17 protein-coding genes are annotated in these 17,708 nt (G+C 58.5%); 14 read left to right on the top strand and 3 right to left on the bottom strand.

Annotation, left to right across the window (positions count from 1 at the left end; genetic code table 11):
- Nucleotides 1-17 precede the first annotated feature (17 nt).
- From HK26_RS02465 to HK26_RS02435, 7 genes are all read left to right on the top strand, one after another.
- Entirely contained in the window at nt 18-266 is a 249-nt protein-coding gene (locus tag HK26_RS02465; protein ID WP_086638334.1) for a hypothetical protein, read from the top strand.
- The gene (locus HK26_RS02460) at nt 263-919 is read left to right on the top strand and encodes a helix-turn-helix transcriptional regulator (RefSeq protein ID WP_086638333.1); all 657 of its coding nucleotides are present in this window, start codon (nt 263-265) and stop codon (nt 917-919) included. Before HK26_RS02465 ends, HK26_RS02460 begins: the two co-directional genes overlap by 4 nt.
- 175 nt (nt 920-1,094) lie before the next feature.
- Nucleotides 1,095-3,191 (top strand): putative bifunctional diguanylate cyclase/phosphodiesterase, encoded by a 2,097-nt coding sequence (locus HK26_RS02455; protein WP_086638332.1) that lies wholly within the window; start codon nt 1,095-1,097, stop codon nt 3,189-3,191.
- A 75-nt stretch (nt 3,192-3,266) separates the two neighbouring features.
- Entirely contained in the window at nt 3,267-5,072 is a 1,806-nt protein-coding gene (gene lepA, locus HK26_RS02450; RefSeq protein ID WP_025826271.1) for a translation elongation factor 4, read from the top strand.
- A gap of 122 nt (nt 5,073-5,194) precedes the next feature.
- The gene (gene metX / locus HK26_RS02445; RefSeq protein WP_086638331.1) at nt 5,195-6,370 is read left to right on the top strand and encodes a homoserine O-acetyltransferase MetX; all 1,176 of its coding nucleotides are present in this window, start codon (nt 5,195-5,197) and stop codon (nt 6,368-6,370) included.
- Nucleotides 6,370-6,969, top strand: coding sequence for a methionine biosynthesis protein MetW (gene metW / locus HK26_RS02440; protein ID WP_086638330.1), 600 nt, complete (start codon nt 6,370-6,372; stop codon nt 6,967-6,969). The genes metX and metW overlap by 1 nt, the downstream gene beginning before the upstream one ends.
- A 495-nt stretch (nt 6,970-7,464) precedes the next feature.
- Nucleotides 7,465-8,763 carry a DEAD/DEAH box helicase gene (locus HK26_RS02435; RefSeq protein WP_086638329.1) on the top strand — a complete coding sequence of 433 codons (1,299 nt, stop codon included), beginning with the start codon at nt 7,465-7,467 and terminating at the stop codon, nt 8,761-8,763.
- A 52-nt stretch (nt 8,764-8,815) separates the two neighbouring features.
- Here HK26_RS02435 and HK26_RS02430 read toward each other — a convergent pair whose 3' ends face one another.
- The 3 genes from HK26_RS02430 to HK26_RS02420 all read right to left on the bottom strand — a co-directional run bounded on the left by HK26_RS02430 (nt 8,816) and on the right by HK26_RS02420 (nt 11,183).
- On the bottom strand, nt 8,816-9,598 hold the full coding sequence (locus HK26_RS02430) for an endonuclease/exonuclease/phosphatase family protein (RefSeq protein WP_086638377.1): 783 nt from the start codon (nt 9,596-9,598) through the stop codon (nt 8,816-8,818).
- A 133-nt stretch (nt 9,599-9,731) separates the two neighbouring features.
- Nucleotides 9,732-10,430 (bottom strand): carbonic anhydrase, encoded by a 699-nt coding sequence (locus tag HK26_RS02425; protein WP_086638328.1) that lies wholly within the window; start codon nt 10,428-10,430, stop codon nt 9,732-9,734.
- A 135-nt stretch (nt 10,431-10,565) separates the two neighbouring features.
- The gene (locus HK26_RS02420) at nt 10,566-11,183 is read right to left on the bottom strand and encodes a LabA-like NYN domain-containing protein (RefSeq protein ID WP_086638327.1); all 618 of its coding nucleotides are present in this window, start codon (nt 11,181-11,183) and stop codon (nt 10,566-10,568) included.
- A gap of 184 nt (nt 11,184-11,367) precedes the next feature.
- Between HK26_RS02420 and folK the strand changes: the two genes are divergently transcribed.
- From folK to era, 7 genes are all read left to right on the top strand, one after another.
- Nucleotides 11,368-11,886 (top strand): 2-amino-4-hydroxy-6-hydroxymethyldihydropteridine diphosphokinase, encoded by a 519-nt coding sequence (folK, locus tag HK26_RS02415; RefSeq protein ID WP_086638326.1) that lies wholly within the window; start codon nt 11,368-11,370, stop codon nt 11,884-11,886.
- Between the two features lie 90 nt (nt 11,887-11,976).
- Entirely contained in the window at nt 11,977-12,348 is a 372-nt protein-coding gene (rpoZ, locus tag HK26_RS02410) for a DNA-directed RNA polymerase subunit omega (protein WP_025826282.1), read from the top strand.
- Nucleotides 12,349-12,355: 7 nt separating this feature from the next.
- On the top strand, nt 12,356-14,689 hold the full coding sequence (locus tag HK26_RS02405) for a RelA/SpoT family protein (protein ID WP_374188204.1): 2,334 nt from the start codon (nt 12,356-12,358) through the stop codon (nt 14,687-14,689).
- Complete coding sequence (gene acpS / locus HK26_RS02400; RefSeq protein WP_086638325.1) at nt 14,686-15,093, top strand: holo-ACP synthase; 408 nt, start codon at nt 14,686-14,688, stop codon at nt 15,091-15,093. Before HK26_RS02405 ends, acpS begins: the two co-directional genes overlap by 4 nt.
- Nucleotides 15,094-15,168: 75 nt before the next feature.
- Nucleotides 15,169-15,972 carry a signal peptidase I gene (lepB, locus tag HK26_RS02395; RefSeq protein WP_086638375.1) on the top strand — a complete coding sequence of 268 codons (804 nt, stop codon included), beginning with the start codon at nt 15,169-15,171 and terminating at the stop codon, nt 15,970-15,972.
- Entirely contained in the window at nt 15,972-16,712 is a 741-nt protein-coding gene (gene rnc, locus HK26_RS02390) for a ribonuclease III (protein WP_025826286.1), read from the top strand. Before lepB ends, rnc begins: the two co-directional genes overlap by 1 nt.
- 10 nt (nt 16,713-16,722) lie before the next feature.
- Entirely contained in the window at nt 16,723-17,622 is a 900-nt protein-coding gene (era, locus tag HK26_RS02385) for a GTPase Era (protein ID WP_086638374.1), read from the top strand.
- Nucleotides 17,623-17,708 lie beyond the last annotated feature (86 nt).

Raw genomic sequence — 17,708 nt, 5'->3', positions numbered from 1 at the left:
CGGTGATCGTGCATGGAATGTGGAACGAACCTTACCTTCAGACATGCTGCCGCTCCGCCTTGCACAGGCTCTACCTTGCTGGCCCGGGCGGACGCCCGGCCGGGCTGAAGGATGACCCCTGCCTTGAACGGCTGGAGCGTATGGGGCTGGTGGCGCGGAACCCTGATGGACGCTTTGTGGCAACGGATGCCGGTCAGGCCCGCCATGGGCTTGAGGTGTTGAAGCTCAAAGGCACACCCGCACACTCCGCCCCCCCAAGATCATGATCGCGCAGCCACAACGGGTCTGGCAGGTGCTGGACACATTGGGGCGTGAGCGTGGGTTTACGCCTTCCGCTCTGGCACGTGCAGCCGGGTTGGATGCAACGGCGCTCAACCCGTCCCGTCGGGTTGTGGCAGGTGGTGGTATGCGCTGGCCATCCCTGCCAACCCTTTTGGGCATTCTTGATGTTTTGCAGGTGCCGCTGGCTGTTTTTGCCCGGCATGTTGCGGGGGAGGAGGTCGGCCACGCTCCTCTGGCGGAGCAGGCAGGCAAGCTCCGCGCTCTGTCCTATTCCATGCTGGGTCAGGAGGGGGTGTTTGACCAGTACGGGTTGCCGTGTGGTCCTGTGTGGGAGTGGGAGAACTCTCCCGGCCAGTGGTGGAGTGAGCCGGGTACTTACGTGGTCAGGGTGGATACTGACGCCATGGAGCCAGTTGTGCGGGATGGCGGGTCTGTTGTGGTGGCGCCCTCGCTCCCCCTGCGGGAGGGGGATAGGGTGTTGCTGCACGCCCCGGCGCGTACACCTGTTATGGGCCTGCTGATTGAGGCCGGAGAGGCGGAGCGCGTTATCTGTTCTTTTCGGGGGGCGGACATGCATGTGCTGCCCGCACAGGGGGACGGAGCCTGGTTACACAGGATTGTCATGATGACTGTTTAGACAAATCGTTATTAAAAGGTAAACAGAGGGCTGGATTTTCACAGGAAATATTCTGAATAATGGAGCAGACTCCGGCGCTGCTGGCGGCGCAGGCCGGACCGGGTTGGGGAATTTTGAAGTAGTTTTTTCAAAATGGTTTGTTTTTCAAGCGGTTGAGTAATGGGGTGCGTATTGAATGATGGTTGTAAGGTGCATTCTTGGCCAGCATAATCTTTGGTTGGTCTTTGTCGCTGCCTTGCTGTGTTTTTGCGGGTCGGGGGTTACGGCGTCCCTGTTCCGGCATGCTCTTCGCGCTAAAAACAACCAATGGTATGCGTGGCTTTTTCTCACCGCCCTTTCAAGCGGTGTTGCAATCTGGTGCACGCATTTTGTGGCCATGCTGGGATATGCTGCGGGCACCCCCGCGCGGTTTGACCCGCTGCTGACAAGCGTATCCCTGTTGATTGCGGTGTTAGGCAGCACCATCGGGTTTATGCTGGCAACATGCCGTTTTGTGCGTTTTTTGCCAGAAACAGGCGGCGTTATTGTCGGTCTGTCTATTGTTGCCATGCATTACACCGGCATGCTGGCCTACCGGGTGCAGGGGCAGACGACATGGAACATGCCCTGTCTGGTGCTCTCAGTCGTGGCCGCAGTTGTGTTGAGCGTGCTGGCAGTGCGTGCGGGTGTGCGGTCGGGCCGCCATGGGGTTTCCTATATGGCGGGAGTGCTCGCGCTGGCGGTGCTGTGTGTGCATTTTATTGGTATGGCCGCCTACCATGTGCAGGGCATGCAGCAGACAGGGGTCGTGGCCAGCACGCACGATTCCCTTGTGCTGGCGGTCGCTATTGCCATCATGTCCTTCCTGATTTTGAGTGGCGGGCTGGTCAGCGGCATGATCGACGACAGCTCACGCGCGGAGTCGGTGGAAAAACTGCGGCGTATGGCCCTGAATGACACACTGACAGGCCTGCCCAACCGGCTGAACTTCCATCAGCGCCTTGATCTGGAGCTGGACTGGGCGCGGGAGAACAACGCGCGGCTGGCCCTGATCGGGATTGACCTGAACAGGTTCAAGGAAATCAATGATCTGCGTGGCCACAGGGCGGGGGACGAGGTCCTGCGTATTCTGGGGCGCAGGCTGCGTGGACTGTTACAGGACAACACCGGCGAATTTATTGCCCGCACGGGTGGGGATGAGTTTCTGGCCCTGTGCCGTGCCGGATCGGGGGAGCAGATCCGGACCTTCCTGCGCAGGCTGGAGGAGGTTCTGTTCAAGCCGATCCGTTTTGAGGACTCCGAGGTGCTGCCCGGCGCCAGCTTGGGGGTGGCCATCTGGCCCGACCATGCGGCGGATAAGGAGACACTGATTAACAACGCCGACCTGGCCATGTACCGCGCCAAGGCCGACCCGGCCCGCAAGCCCTGCTTTTATGAGCCTGCAATGGATGAAAAGGTGCGCACCCGGCGCAAGCTCGCAGCGGATTTGCGCGGCGCGCTCAAGGCCGGGCAACTGAGTGTCTGCTATCAGGTGCAACGGGTCATCGCTACGGGGGAAATCCGGGGTTATGAGGCGCTCGTGCGGTGGCAGCACCCCACGCGGGGCACCATCATGCCCGATGAGTTTATTCCGCTAGCGGAGGAGAGTGATCTTATTCTCCAGATCGGTGAGTGGGTGCTGCGCAGCGTGTGTATGCAGGCCGTGCAGTGGCAGCAGCCTTACAAGGTAGCGGTCAACCTGTCGGGCATGCAGTTTGTCCATACCGACATTGCCCAGATTGTGGCCAATGTTCTGGAGGAAACGGGGCTCCCCCCAAAGCGGCTTGAACTGGAGCTGACAGAGTCGACCGTTATTGCCGACCAGACCCGCACCCTGCAGGTGTTGCACCAGATCAGGGACATGGGGGTCAGTCTGGCGCTGGATGATTTTGGTACGGGCTATTCGTCGCTTGATACGCTGCGCCGCTTTCCTTTTGATCTTATAAAAATCGACCGTTCCTTTTTTGGAGCATCGCAGAGCAGCCAGCACACGCAGGCAGTTGTGCGTGCCGTGCTGGCGCTGGGCAAGGCGTTTGATATTCCGGTCATGGCTGAGGGGATAGAAACCTCGGAGCAGTTGAGCATGCTCAACGCCGCTGGATGTGATGAGGCACAGGGCTTTTTGCTGGGGCGGCCTACTCCGTTGGCAGAGATCGTCAAGGATGGGCAGATCAGCATGCATGCAACAGCCGTAAACGGGGCTGTTCTGCCCCCTGCCAATGGGGTTCTGGCAGAGCAATGCTCCCGTGCATGAAAAAATTGCGCGAAAGTGGTGTCCGAAGCAGAGGAACAGGCTGACTTTTCTGTCGATTTACCGTAAAGGGGCAGCATGACCGATGTACCCCTTTCGCTCATCCGCAATTTTTCCATCATCGCACATATCGATCATGGAAAGTCCACTTTGGCAGACCGCCTGATTCAGGCGTGTGGCGCCCTGACTGCGCGTGAGATGACCAATCAGGTTCTGGATAACATGGACCTGGAGCGCGAGCGTGGCATTACCATCAAGGCGCAGACCGTTCGGCTGACCTATCCTGCCAAGGATGGCAAGACCTATGTCCTGAACCTGATGGACACGCCCGGACATGTTGACTTCGCTTACGAGGTCAGCCGCTCCCTTGCCGCGTGCGAAGGCTCGCTTCTGGTGGTGGATGCCTCTCAGGGGGTGGAAGCCCAGACCCTTGCCAACGTGTATCAGGCCATAGATGCCAACCACGAAATTGTGCCCGTGCTCAACAAGGTGGACCTGCCCGCAGCAGAGCCGGAGCGTGTTAAGGCACAGATCGAGGAAGTCATCGGCATTCCCGCAGATGATGCGGTCGAGATTTCGGCCAAGACAGGGCTGAATATTGAAGGGGTGCTTGAAGCCGTAGTGACCCGTCTGCCTCCACCGGTCGGGGATGCGGAAAAGCCCCTGCAGGCCATGCTGGTGGATAGCTGGTATGACCCGTACCTAGGCGTGATTGTGCTTGTGCGGATCAAGGAAGGCCGCCTGAAGCGGGGGATGAAGGTCCGCATGATGTCCTCTGGTGCGGTGCATCAGGTGGATCAGGTGGGTGTGTTTGCCCCGCGCATGACACCGGTGGAAAGCCTTGGGCCGGGCGAGATGGGGTTCATTAACGCCGCCATCAAAACCGTTGCGGACTGTAATGTGGGGGACACCATAACGGATGACCGCCGCCCAGCAGCTACGCCCCTGCCGGGCTTTAAGCCGTCCATTCCGGTTGTGTGGTGCGGGCTTTACCCCATTGTCTCCGATGATTTTGAAAAACTGCGTGACAGCCTTGCCAAGCTGCGCCTGAATGATGCGTCTTTCCATTATGAGGCGGAAACATCGGCAGCACTTGGCTTTGGGTTCCGGTGTGGCTTCCTTGGTCTGTTGCACCTCGAAATTATTCAGGAACGTCTCTCCCGCGAGTTCGATCTGGACCTGATCGCAACAGCGCCCTCCGTTGTGTACAAAATCTATCGTACCAATGGAGAGATGGAAGAACTCCATAACCCGGCCGACATGCCCGATGGTTCCCTGATTGAAAAAATCGAGGAACCATGGATCAAAGCCAACATTATGGTGCCTGACGAATATCTGGGCGCGGTTCTGACCCTGTGCACGGAGCGGCGCGGTATTCAGGTCGATCTGACCTATGTTGGCAGCAGAGCCATGGCCGTTTACCGCCTGCCACTCAATGAGGTGGTGTTCGACTTCTATGACCGGCTCAAGTCGCTCACCCGCGGGTACGCCAGCTTTGATTACCAGATGGATGGGTACGAGGAGAGCGACCTTGTGCGTATTTCCATTCTGGTCAATCAGGAGCCGGTTGATGCGCTGTGCTTTATCGCCCACCGCTCAGCCGCCGAAACACGGGGGCGCTCCATTTGTGCCCGGCTCAAGGACCTGATCCCGCGCCAGTTGTTCAAGATCGCCATTCAGGCGGCCATTGGCAGCCGCGTTATTGCGCGTGAGACCATAGGTGCCCTGTCCAAGGACGTGACGGCCAAATGTTATGGTGGCGACATCTCGCGTAAGCGCAAGCTGCTGGAAAAGCAGAAAGAAGGTAAAAAGCGCATGCGCCAGTTTGGTAAGGTGGAAATTCCACAAAGCGCCTTCCTTGCCGCGCTCAAGATGGAGCACTAGTCTTCAACACCGGCTTGGTCCTGACCATGACCCGGAGCGCCCCGGTCTGGCAGTTCCTGTGTTAAGTGGGACCTCAACGGTTTTTTGCCCGGCCTGTCCGGGTTGGAGAATGCAGCGGGTTTATGAACAGCACAGCGCCCCTTGGTGTTGGTGAACATCCGCATGCCAGCTTCCCCGAAGGGGTGGAACTGGACTGCGGGGTAACCTTGGCACCGGTTGATATTGCGTATTGTACCTATGGGCAGCTCTCTGCCCAAAGGGACAATGCCATTCTCATCTGCCATGCCTTTACGGGCGACCAGTATGTGGCGGAAACGCACCCCCTTACAGGCAAGCCGGGCTGGTGGGGCCGTATGGTCGGGCCGGGTAAGCCGATTGATACAAACCGCTTTTTTGTGATCTGCTCCAATGTTCTGGGTGGGTGCATGGGGAGCACCGGCCCGCGTTCCCCACGGACCGATGGGCAGGGGGCTCCGCAGGAATTATGGGGTACTGCGTTCCCGCCCATTACCATCCGCGATATGGTGCGCGCGCAGCACAAATTGGTGCGTAGTCTTGGCATAGAGCGGCTTTTTGCCGTGGTTGGCGGCTCCATGGGCGGCATGCAGGTGCTGGAGTGGGCTGTGACCTACCCGCAGATGATGCTGGCTGTTATGCCCATTGCCACAGCCCCCTACCATTCTGCCCAGAACATTGCGTTTAATGAGGTCGGGCGTCAGGCCATTATTGCTGACCCGGACTGGCGTGGCGGACGGTACTGGGAGGAAGGGGTTATTCCCGCGCGTGGGCTGGCTGTCGCCCGTATGATGGCGCATATTACCTACCTGTCGGAGGAAGCGCTGACCCGCAAGTTTGGGCGGCGGATGCGCCGTGGGCCAGTGGGCGGGCAGGGGCCGGAAGGGCCGGTCTCCACCTTTGGAGATATTTTTGAGGTGGAATCCTACCTGCGGTATCAGGGTTCCAGCTTTGTCCGACGGTTTGACGCCAATTCCTACCTGAGCATTACGCGGGCCATGGACTGGTTTGATATTGCCGCAGACCATGACGGAGACCTGACGCCCGCCTTTGCGGACACTGCGGTCAGGTTCTGCGTTGTTTCTTTTTCCTCGGACTGGCTTTTCCCCACGTCTGCTGCACGCACGCTTGCGCGGGCACTTAATCGGGCCGCAGCCAATGTCTCGTTTGTTGAGATTGAAACAGACAAGGGCCATGATGCCTTTTTGCTCGACGAGCCGGATTTTGACCGGACCGTACGGGGCTTTTTGTGCGGTGTTGCCGAACATGCGGGATTGTCCTGATGCGCCTTGACCAGCACCTGATTGCCGACATGATCGAACCCCGGACCCGCGTGCTGGATATTGGCAGCGGTGATGGCACGCTGATCGGGCATTTATACCGCGAGCGTGGGTGCGATGCCCGTGGTATTGAACTGAATATGGAACTGGTGACCCGCTCCGTAGCCCACGGTCTGCCCGTGGTGCATGGGGATGCGGACCACGATCTGGCTTATTACCCCGATCATTCATTCGATTATGTGGTGCTCCAGCGCACCTTGCAGGCTGTGGAGCGCCCGCAGGAGGTGCTGCGGCAGATGTTGCGCATCGGGCGGTATGCCATTGTCTCTTTTCCCAACTTCGGCCACTGGCAGCTTCGGTTGCGCCTGTTGCTGGGGGGACGCATGCCCATGACCGCCGTGTGGCACACACCGTGGTACGAGACGCCGAATATTCACCCCTGTACGATTCGGGACTTTCTCGAACTCTGTCGCCAGGATGGATATATCGTGGAAAAATGGATGGCGGTGGATGAGGAGGGCGAGCGTGCACCGTGGCGGCGCTCCATTCGTCTGGCCAATCTGTTTGGCGAGCAGGCCCTGTTTTTGTTACGCAGGCGCTAGGTAAGTCGAGGAATGGGCGTTGTGCAAACAGCTGGAATTATGGGCGATTATTAACAGCGGCCTAAAAAATAAGTTAGGTTTCAAAGCTACATTTGGGTATGGGCAGAGCGGGATGCATACAGGCCCTGTGCAAAAAATATATTAAAAATACTAGTTATATGATAAAAAACCTGTATATATCACCTGTCTGATGATCGTGATTTGCAGATGTCGCATCAGTTCTGCGAGCCGCTTATTTTCGGACCAATATGGTACGGAACCCTTGCAGGGCACTCAGACTGCTTTTATATAATTCTTCCAAGACAGTATGCGCGGAATGCATGATTCCGAAAACATCTTATTCTGTCTGTAATGTAATAAAATTCATGCTGACCTGCCCGTCTGGTCTGGCTTAGAGACGGTTTTGCTCTGTCCTCAATAATAGGTTTGGTAGTGCGTGACTGAAAATAAGGTGGATGTGACTCATTTTCAGGTGCATGGAGAGGTTGCCCCTAAATGACTACTTTTTCGGATCTGAAACTCGCTGCACCTCTGTTGCAGGCACTGGCCGACCAAGGGTACGAAATACCTACTCCCATTCAGGCGGGGTCTATTCCGCATCTGCTGGAAGGGCGGGACCTGCTGGGTCTGGCACAAACCGGAACAGGCAAGACCGCGTCTTTTGCTCTGCCGATTTTGCAGCACCTGCACAACACCCCCAAGGCCACGGCCCCCAAGCAGCCGCGCGTTCTGGTGCTGGCCCCCACGCGTGAGCTGGTTGCCCAGATTAGCGACAGCTTTAAAGCCTACGCAAAATACATGAAATTTTCGCAGGCTGTTGTGTTCGGCGGTGTCGGGCAGGGCAGGCAGGTGGACGCCATGCGCCGTGGTGTGGACGTGCTTGTGGCAGCTCCAGGCCGCCTGCTGGACCTGATTGGTCAGGGCTATATTGACTTGTCCGGGCTTGAAGTTCTGGTGCTTGATGAAGCCGACCGCATGCTGGACATGGGGTTTGTGCGCGATATCCGCCGGATTATGAGCTATGTTCCAGCGCAGCGGCAAACTCTGCTGTTCTCGGCGACAATGCCCAAAAGCATTGAAGACCTTGCTGCATCCCTGTTGAGCAACCCCGCACGCGTGGAAGTGGCTCCGCCCTCCAGCACGGTTGACCGTATTCAGCAGGCCATCATGTTTGTGAATGGGACGAGCGACAAGCGCGACGCCCTGCTGACCATGGTGGAATCCGACAAGGTGGCCCGTGCCGTCGTGTTTACGCTGATGAAGCATGAAGCCAATAAAGTGGCTGAGTTCCTTAACAAGAACAGCGTGACAGCCGAGGCCATTCACGGCAACAAGTCTCAGGGCGCGCGTGAGCGGGCGATGAAGGGCTTCCGTGCCGGATCGGTCAAGGTTCTGGTGGCGACCGATATTGCCGCGCGTGGTATTGACGTGGATGAAGTCAGCCACGTGTTCAACTACGACCTGCCGAATGTGCCAGAAAGCTATGTGCACCGTATTGGCCGTACCGCCCGTGCCGGGCGTGATGGCTGGGCTGTGTCTTTCTGCGATGCGGAACAGCGGGCGTGGCTGAAAGATATTGAAAAAACAATCGGAAAATCCATTCCGGTTGTGCGCGATCATCCCTGGCATTCGGAAGAGGCCGAGTTTTCGACCCAGCGTCCGCCTGTTCTGGGTGGCGGTGGTGGTCGGGGCCGTGGTGGTCCGCCGCGTAATGGTGGTGGCCGTGGTGGCCCGCCGCGCCGTTCTGGTGGTGGGCGTTCCGGGGCCTCGCACAGGTCTGGCGCACACGCCTGATCGGGCAGAGTATGGTAAAAAGGGCCGCTGCGGTTACGTAGCGGTCCTTTTTTTATGGCGGTGCGTCCTGTGGCACACGCAGTGTGATGGATACGGGGCAGTGGTCGCTGAGAACCCGTGTGCTGTTTTGTGGAATGGTCATTACCCGCAGGGAGTTTGGGTCTGCCCACTTCTGGGCGGCACCTCCGAGTAGAATATGGTCAATAAAGTAACTGCCATTCAGGCATGGGCTGGCCCGCCCGGCAGTGGTCAGGAGCAGTGGCGTAACCTGATTCAGGCTAACGAACAAAGGGTCCGTTTGCGTCATGCGGCGGTTAAAGTCGCCTATAATGGCAAAAGCTTCCCCGTTTTTTGTTCTCTCTGCCAGCCAGTCGCGCAGGGCGTGGAACTGCTGGAACAAAATTGGGCAGGCGTAGCGGGTTTCCGATACCGGGTTATCCCAGCAGCCAGTTTTAAGATGAACGACTAAAACGCGCAGGGTCATGCGGCCGATGAGCACATTAATGTCCAGCCCACTGCGTAGCAGGTGGTGCGCAGCGGCTGTGTTTGTAGCGAGTGCGCTAACATCGGGGTTGCGTTGCACGGTTAGGCCGCGCCGCACGGCAAGGGCTGTATGCTGGGCAATCGCATCATTGGAGAGGAGTAGCTGGTAGTCCTGTGGGGCAAACAGGCGGCCCAGTGTTGTGCTGTCCCCCACCTCCTGCAAGCCGATCAGGTCCGGGTGCAGGCGTTGGGCATAGGTGGCCAGAGTGGTCAGGTCACTGGCTGATCTGTGTGGAATGTCAGGCGGAACATCGGGTGCATTCTGTGCCGGGCTGCTGAGCAGCCAATCCATGTTCCATGTGCTGATTTTAAAAGTCTGCACAGGTGGGAGAGCATGGGATGGGGGGCTGCCAACCACAAAAAAAACGGCGCCCATCATAGCCACAAGGCCAAGATGGCGCGCCGTTAAGCAGACACGGAGTGTGTTATGCAGTTTCCTGCTCGGTCTGCTTTTGCATCTGTTCAATAATGCTGTTGATTGGAACACTGGTCCGGGTCTGCTCATCCAGCACAGAGACTTCACCCGTGCCAATATCGTAAAACCATCCTTGCAGGAACAGCGTATTACGTGCCAGCCCTGCGGCAACGGCAGGGTGGGTGCGCAGGTGGGCCAGCTGGAGCAGCACATTCTGTTCGGCCAGACACCGCACCGTTGCCGGTCCTGCATCGTCAGAGCGGAATGTGTTCAGTGTTGCTGCGCGTGCGGCTTCTGCATTACGCAGCCAGCTACGCACTGTGGGCATTTTGTCCAGTCCGGCTTTTTCCGGGTCGAGCAGGGCCTTCATGGCGCCGCAGTCGGAATGGCCGCAGACAATAATGGAAGACACCCCAAGCCCCATGACCGCATATTCAATGGCTGAGGAAACACCACCAAGCATTTCCCCATAAGCGGGAACCAGATTGCCAATGTTACGCAGAATGAACAGATCACCCGGTTCTGTCTGGGTAATCAGGTTGGGGTTGATGCGGCTGTCGGCACAGGCAATGAACAGCGCGCCGGGAGCCTGCCCTTTGGCCAGACTGGCAAACAGGGCTTCCTTTGCGGGGAATACTTCGGTGTTGAAGTGCTCAACACCGCGCAGGAGAGAAAGCAGGTTGCTTCTGGCTTCGGAACATGTCGGCATCAGTTAACTCCGGAAAACCTTGACGTTTGACCTAAGGCTAACCCCAGGGCTGCAAGGGGATTGTGCTATGCCAAACGCGTGAGGAACAGATACGTTCGGGGCAAAAGAGCAAAATTCTGTTTTGTCACATTTTGCTCAGTTTAGCGGGTCATCCTCGGGTTCGCTCATCTGGTCTGCCGGGTGGCGGACAGGGGCCGGGTTGGCGCGTGGGCGGCTTGGTTCGGTCTGCCGGCGGGTAAAGTTGGCGCCAAGGGATGCCAGTTCAAGGAACTGGTCGGCCTGCCTGCGCAGGTCATCTCCGATCAGCGGTGGGGAGGAGCGCATGGAAGACGCAACGGATACGCGCGTACCCTGCCGCTGCACGGCTTCCACCACCCGGCGGAAATCCGAATCACCACTGAACAGGATGGCGTGGTCGATGTGGGGGGCCATTTCCATCATGTCCACGGCAATCTCTATGTCCATATTGCCTTTGACACGGCGTTTTCCTGTCGAATCCGTAAATTCACGCGCGGGTTTGGTCACCAGAAAATAACCGTTGTACGATAGCCAGTCAGTCAGGGGCTTGAGGGGGGAGTAGTCCTCGGTATCCAGAATGGCGGCATAGTAATAGGCGCGGATCACATGGGTTTTGGCGGCAAAAAATTCGAGTAATTTTTTATAATCGACATCAAACCCCAAGCTGCGGGAGGTTGAATACAGGCTTGATCCGTCAATAAAAAGACAGGTTTTTTCGTCTTTTTTAAGGTTCATGGATTTAGTCCTCTAAATAAATTCAAAGTTGTTTCTTTTGGGTTTCGATTATCTTGGAATGAAATTTTTTTCATACGGTTCGGAATATTAAGGCCCCTCTGACTGTTTGTTTGCGGAGCGTTCTTATAAGAAAAGCCCCAATTGTGTCTAAAACAAGATAGTCCACTCAGGTGTGAGGCAACACATGGCGGAAGAGCAAAATCATACCAGAACAGTCCTGATAGCAATAGGTGCAAATCTGCCTCTGGGGGAGCGCAGCGCCCTAAAAAGCTGCGAGCAGGCCGTGCAGGCTCTGCGCTGTGTGCCGGGGCTGGAACTAAAGGCTGTCTCCCGCTGGTATGAGAGCGCACCTGTCCCGCCTTCCGGGCAGCCGGTCTATGTGAATGGTGTTGTGCGCGGTGTGACGAGTCTGCCTCCTCTGGCTCTGCTGGATCAGCTTCAGGCCATAGAAACGCATCAGGGGCGTGTGCGTTCCGTGCCTAATGCTGCGCGCACGCTTGATCTGGATATCATTGCCATGGAGGGTGTTCATCTTAATACGCAGCGCCTGAGCCTGCCGCACCCCCGTGCGCATGAGCGCGCTTTTGTGCTGCGGCCTTTGCACGATGTGTGCCCAGACTGGGTGCACCCGCTGACCCACCACACCATGGAGCAGATGCTCAGGGCCGTGCAGGGGCAGGAAATCAGGGTGATTGGGGAATAAACCTTTCCTGTTGTGGGTGGATGCGGTAATAAGACCTTTCTGTCTTTATTTATTGTATTTCTGTGCTGAACTGTCTGGAGGCTCTTCGTAATGGCCCGCGTCACCGTCGAAGACTGCGTTGAAAAGGTTCCAAACCGCTTTGAACTGGTGGTGTACGCCGCGCAGCGCGCCCGCAACATCTCCCGTGGCGAGGAGCTGACCATTGACCGCGACAACGACAAGAACCCCGTCGTTGCATTGCGTGAAATTGCGGATGAAACCGTGCAACTTCCTGCGCTGCGGAGCGACCTGATCCGCTCGCAGGCCCGCGAGCCCGAGCCCGAGCCCGTGGAAGAGGAAGTGCAGGATCTGGTGCCGACCGAACAGAATATTTTCGGTCTGCAGGAAGTCTCCGCCGAGGAAGAAGCAGCGGACGACGTGCGCGCCATCGAGGCGGCCCTGACCGGTCGCGCACGGCGGTAAAGCGCGCGTGGACCAACCGGGCGGCGATATTCCCGTTCACACCTCCTCCTCGCAAGGAGAGGGGGGTGCCCCGGTTGAGGTATCTGCCACCCCCGTGTCCACCATGGACCGGATGGGGGAAATTGGCTGCGAGCGGCTGGTTGCCAAAGTGCTCAGCTACGCACCGCAGGCCGATGTACAAGCCATTCGTCGGGCGTTTGATGTGGCCTACAAGGCCCATCAGACCCAGATGCGCGATAATGGCGATCCCTACATAACCCACCCTCTGGCTGTCGCCATGATTCTGGCGCGCTTCAGGCTGGATGTGCAGTCCATCTGCACCGCTCTGCTCCACGATACTATTGAAGATACCGGCGTGACGTATGACACGCTGAAGGCTGGCTTTGGCCCCGTTGTGGCCGATCTGGTGGACGGGGTTACCAAGCTGACACGGCTGGAACTCCAGTCCGACCGTACCAAGCAGGCTGAGAATTTTCGCAAGCTTGTGCTGGCCATGTCCAAGGATATTCGTGTTCTTCTGGTCAAGCTGGCGGATCGCCTGCACAACATGCGTACGCTGCATTTTGTGGAGCGGCAGGACCGCAGGCAGCGCATTGCGCGTGAGACCCTCGATATTTACGCGCCACTGGCTGAGCGTATTGGTATGGACCGGGTTAAGACCGAGCTCCAGAACCTGTCGTTTGCCCAGCTTGAGCCTGAGGCTGATACCACCATCCGCACACGCCTGAACTACCTGCGCGGTCAGGGGGCGGATGTGATCGAGGATGTGCGGCGTGAACTGCTGCGTCTGTGCCATGAAGCCGGGCTGAAGGATGCCCAGGTCTCGGGGCGGGAAAAATCGCCCTATTCCATATGGGAAAAAATGCAACGCCGGAATGTGGCGTTCGAGCAGTTGTCCGACATCATGGCGTTCAGGATGATCGTGGACACGCGCGAGGACTGCTACATGGCGTTGGGGGCCGTGCATGCCGCCTATCCCATGATTGCGGGGCGGTTCAAGGACTATATTTCCACCCCCAAAGCCAACGGTTACCAGAGCCTGCATACGGGTGTGACACTGCGCTCCCCGCGTAACCAGAAGATAGAAGTGCAGATCCGCACGCAGGCCATGCATGACGTGGCCGAAAACGGTGTGGCCGCGCACTGGGTTTACAAGGAAGGGGGCACCAGCCCCGAAGAAGGCGGTTACGGTGGCGTGCGCCGTCCGCGCTGGGTGCAGGACCTGCTGGAAATTCTGGAAGCGTCATCCGCGCCGGATGAGTTTTTGGAAAACACCAAGCTTGAGCTTTATCAGGATCAGGTTTTCTGTTTTTCGCCCAAGGGGCAGCTTATCTCGCTCCCGCGTGGAGCCACGCCGGTGGATTTTGCCTATGCGGTGCATAGCCAGATCGGGGATACCTGCGTAGGGGCCAAGGTAAATGGTCGCCTTATGCCGCTCAGGCATGAGCTGGAAAACGGCGATCAGGTCGAAATCATGACTGCCCGTGGCGGCGCGCCCTCACCCTCGTGGGAGCGGTTTGTTGTTACGGGCAAGGCACGCGCGCGTATTCGCCGTTATGTGGCGCAGCAGCAGCGTCAGGTCTCGTTGGATAACGGGCGTGCGGCTTTGGCCAAGGCTTTCCGTCAGGAAGGTGTGGATGGCTCCGAAAAAATCATGGAGACCACACTCAAGGCGCTCAAGCAGAGTTCCTTGTCAGACCTGTATGTGGCTGTTGGCACCAGCAACCTGAATGCGCGTGACGTGGTGCACGCGGCTTACCCGGAACTGCGGCGTGTGCAGCGTGTGCCCCGTATGCTGGCCGGTCTGCCGGGTGTTCTGGGCACGGCGGGGCCACGCCCCCGGGGTGCGCCTGCAACACGCCGCCCGTCAGGCGGGGCTGTGCCGCTGGTCGGGCTTGGGGCAGGTGTTGCCGTGCATTATGCCGCCTGCTGCCACCCCCTGCCGGGGGACCGCATTGTGGGTGTCGTGGCAACCGGCAAGGGCGTGACCGTGCATACGCGCAACTGCCAGACGCTGGAGAGCTTTGCCGCAACGCCCGAGCGCTTTTTGGATGTGGACTGGGACTACGATGCCATGGCCCGTACGGGTGGTGCCGGGCAGATGCGGGTTGGCCGGATTACCATTGTGGCGGGGAACGAAGGCTCGGTTCTGGCGTCCATTACCAACACGATTTCCAAATGTGATGCGGCCATGGTCAACCTCAAGATCGTGCATCGCCAGCTCGACTTTACGGAAATCCTGCTGGATGTGGAGGTGCGGGACCTGCGCCACCTCTCCTCTGTTATTGCGGGCCTGCGCGCCGTCTCGGGCATTATGCAGGCAGATCGGGCCAAGTCATGACCCTGCTGGCAACGGGTGTGGACCTGTGCGACATGCGGCGGATTGAACGGACCATAGCCCGTTTTGGTGAGCGTTTTCTGGACCGTGTGTTTACCCCTTATGAGCGTGCCAAGGCGGAGCGCCGGGTTGGCGCTGCCAGAATAGGCACCTACGCCAAGCGCTGGGCCGCAAAGGAGGCCTGCGCCAAGGCGCTGGGTACGGGTTTTGCCCACGGGGTTGCGCAAAGCCAGATCGGGGTGGAAAACCTGCCATCAGGCCAGCCTGTGCTGGTGCTCAGTGGCGCTGCGGCCCAAAGACTGGCGGAGCTGGTGCCTGCGGGCTATGAGCCGGAACTGATGCTGAGCATGACCGATGAGCCACCTTATGCGTTTGCACAGGTGTTTATCTCGGCCCGCGCGGGTTGACATCACACCAAGCGCACGGCTTGATCCGGCAGATTTTATTTTTCTGACATGAGTATGGGAGCAGATGGGCAGCGCATGAGTAAACCGGAGACTTCTCCTACTGGAGCGCAGCACGCTGTTACTCTCAGACATGCTGTGGTGGAGTATGTGCGCACAATTCTGACGGTGGTGATCGTCGTTGTTTTTGTGCGTACGTTCCTGTTTGAATCCTTTGTCATTCCCTCGGGGTCCATGATTCCGACCTTGCAGGTGGGGGATTACATATGGGTTTCCAAATACAGTTACGGCTATTCACGGTTTTCGCTGCCGTTCTCGCCTGACCTGTTCAATGGCCGCGTCTGGGCGGGGCAGCCGCATCGGGGCGATGTGGTTGTGTTCCGCTTTACCAAGGACACGTCCATTGATTACATCAAACGGGTGATCGGCCTGCCGGGGGACCATATTCAGGTCATTGGGGGGCAGTTGTACCTTAACGGCGCGCGGGTACCCTGTGTGCAGCCGCACCCGTATGTGGCTCAGGATGAAACGCGCATGCCCATGGAGGGCGAGGCCTGCACGGAAGAGCTGCCATTGCGCGATGACAAAGGCGTGGTCCGGCATGACATTCTCAAGCTGACCAATGATGGCCCGCAGAATGATACGCCCGAATATGTGGTGCCGCCAGGCTACTTTTTTGCCATGGGTGACAACCGTGATGACAGCGCAGACAGCCGCTTTATGGGCGATGGACCAAAGGATCTGGGATTTGTGCCCATGGAAAACCTTGTGGGCAAGGCGCAGCGCATCTTCTTCTCCGTGGAAGCGGCACACCCCATCTGGCAGGTCTGGTACTGGCCGGCGGAAATCCGCTGGGCGCGTCTGCTCAAGGGCGTGATGTAATGAGTGCAGACCCCTCCACGCCCCAGTATCAGGCATCCATGGCGTTGCAGGAGCGTCTGGGCTACCGCTTTGCCAACCCCTCCTTGTTGCAGGAGGCGCTGACTCACCGTTCTGCAGCACATCAGAAGGCGGGTGGGCGCAGGCGGAACAAGGCCAAGGGGGCAGGCTCCAACGAGCGGCTGGAGTTTATCGGGGACCGAGTTCTGGGGCTGCTTATGGCCGAACTGCTGCTGGAGCGGTTCCCCGGGGAGCAGGAAGGGGCTTTGGGCTCCAGACTTGCCCATCTGGTTTCACGTGCAACACTGGCCGACATTGCCGATCAGCTTGGTCTGGCCGATGCCCTGTCCGTTGCCGAGCATGAGGCCCGCGCAGGCGTGCAGACCGCAGCCAATGTGGTGGCCGATGGGCTGGAGGCCGTGTTGGGTGCAGTCTTTCTGGATGGTGGGCTGGCTCCGGCGCGCAAAATTGTGCGCGCATGCTGGAAGCGCATACTGGACGCGCAGGCGCTCCCCCCCAAAGACCCCAAAACGGCCTTGCAGGAGTGGGTTCTAGGGCGCGGGCAGGGGCTGCCGTATTATGAAACAATAGGAGCCGACGGCCCCTCGCATGCGCCGCAGTTTGTGGTGCAGGTCAGCGCGGGTGGGGATTCGGCGCAAGGATGCGCAGGTAGCAAGCGGGCAGCAGAAAGTTCTGCCGCAGCAACCCTGCTGGAAAAACTTGGAGGCAGCCATCAGGGCTGAGGCAACAGGCATGACACAAATAACACGCTGTGGCTTTGCGGCACTGGTGGGTGCACCAAACGCTGGCAAGTCCACACTGCTTAATCGTATGGCGGGTGCAAAACTTTCCATTGTTTCTCCCAAGGCGCAGACAACGCGGTTCCGGGTGCTGGGTATTCTCATGCGCGGGGCCAGCCAGATTCTGCTGGTGGACACGCCGGGAATTTTCAAACCCCGGCGCAAGCTGGACCGGGCCATGGTCGCGGCCGCATGGAATGGTTCGGATGATGCGGATGTTACCCTGCTGCTGGTCGACTCCCGCTCGGGCCTGACTGAAGCGGTGCAGGAGATCATCGATCGTCTGGCCCAGACTGGCCGCACCACATGGCTTGTGCTGAACAAGACAGACCTTGTGCCTGCCTCCGCACTACTGCCCCTGACCGCAGCAATTACGGAAAAACTGCCGGTTGAGCATGTGTTTATGGTCAGCGCGCGCACAGGTGGCGGGGTAGAGGATCTGCTGGACAAGCTGGCCTCCAGCCTGCCCGAAGGGCCGTATCTGTATCCCGAGGATGACCTGACCGACCTGCCTGACCGCCTGCTGGCCGCAGAGCTGGTGCGCGAGCAGATTTTTATGCAGACGCATGAGGAAGTGCCCTATGGCACCACGGCGGAAACGGAGAGTTTTCAGGAACGCCCCGATGGGTCCGTGCGGATTGAGGTGACCATTTACGTCGGGCGCACCGGGCATAAAGCCATTCTTATCGGGAATGGCGGGCAGAAAATCAAACAGATTGGCGAGCGCGCACGCAAGCAGCTTGCCAGTCTGCTGGAACGGCCCTGCCACCTGTTTTTGAACGTCAAGGAGCGTTCCGGGTGGGACGAGGAGCGGGCCCGCCTGCGTGCGATCGGGTTGGATGACGTGCCATAAAGCACGGCTTGGCGCTTGTGGCCATCCGCCTTGGAGGATAAGAGAGAGCGATCTGAGACGCCACGACACCTGCGTGGCGCAGGTCT

Source organism: Acetobacter okinawensis, assembly GCF_002153655.1.
Lineage (GTDB): Bacteria > Pseudomonadota > Alphaproteobacteria > Acetobacterales > Acetobacteraceae > Acetobacter > Acetobacter okinawensis_A.
This window is presented reverse-complemented; position numbering and strand designations above follow the sequence as displayed.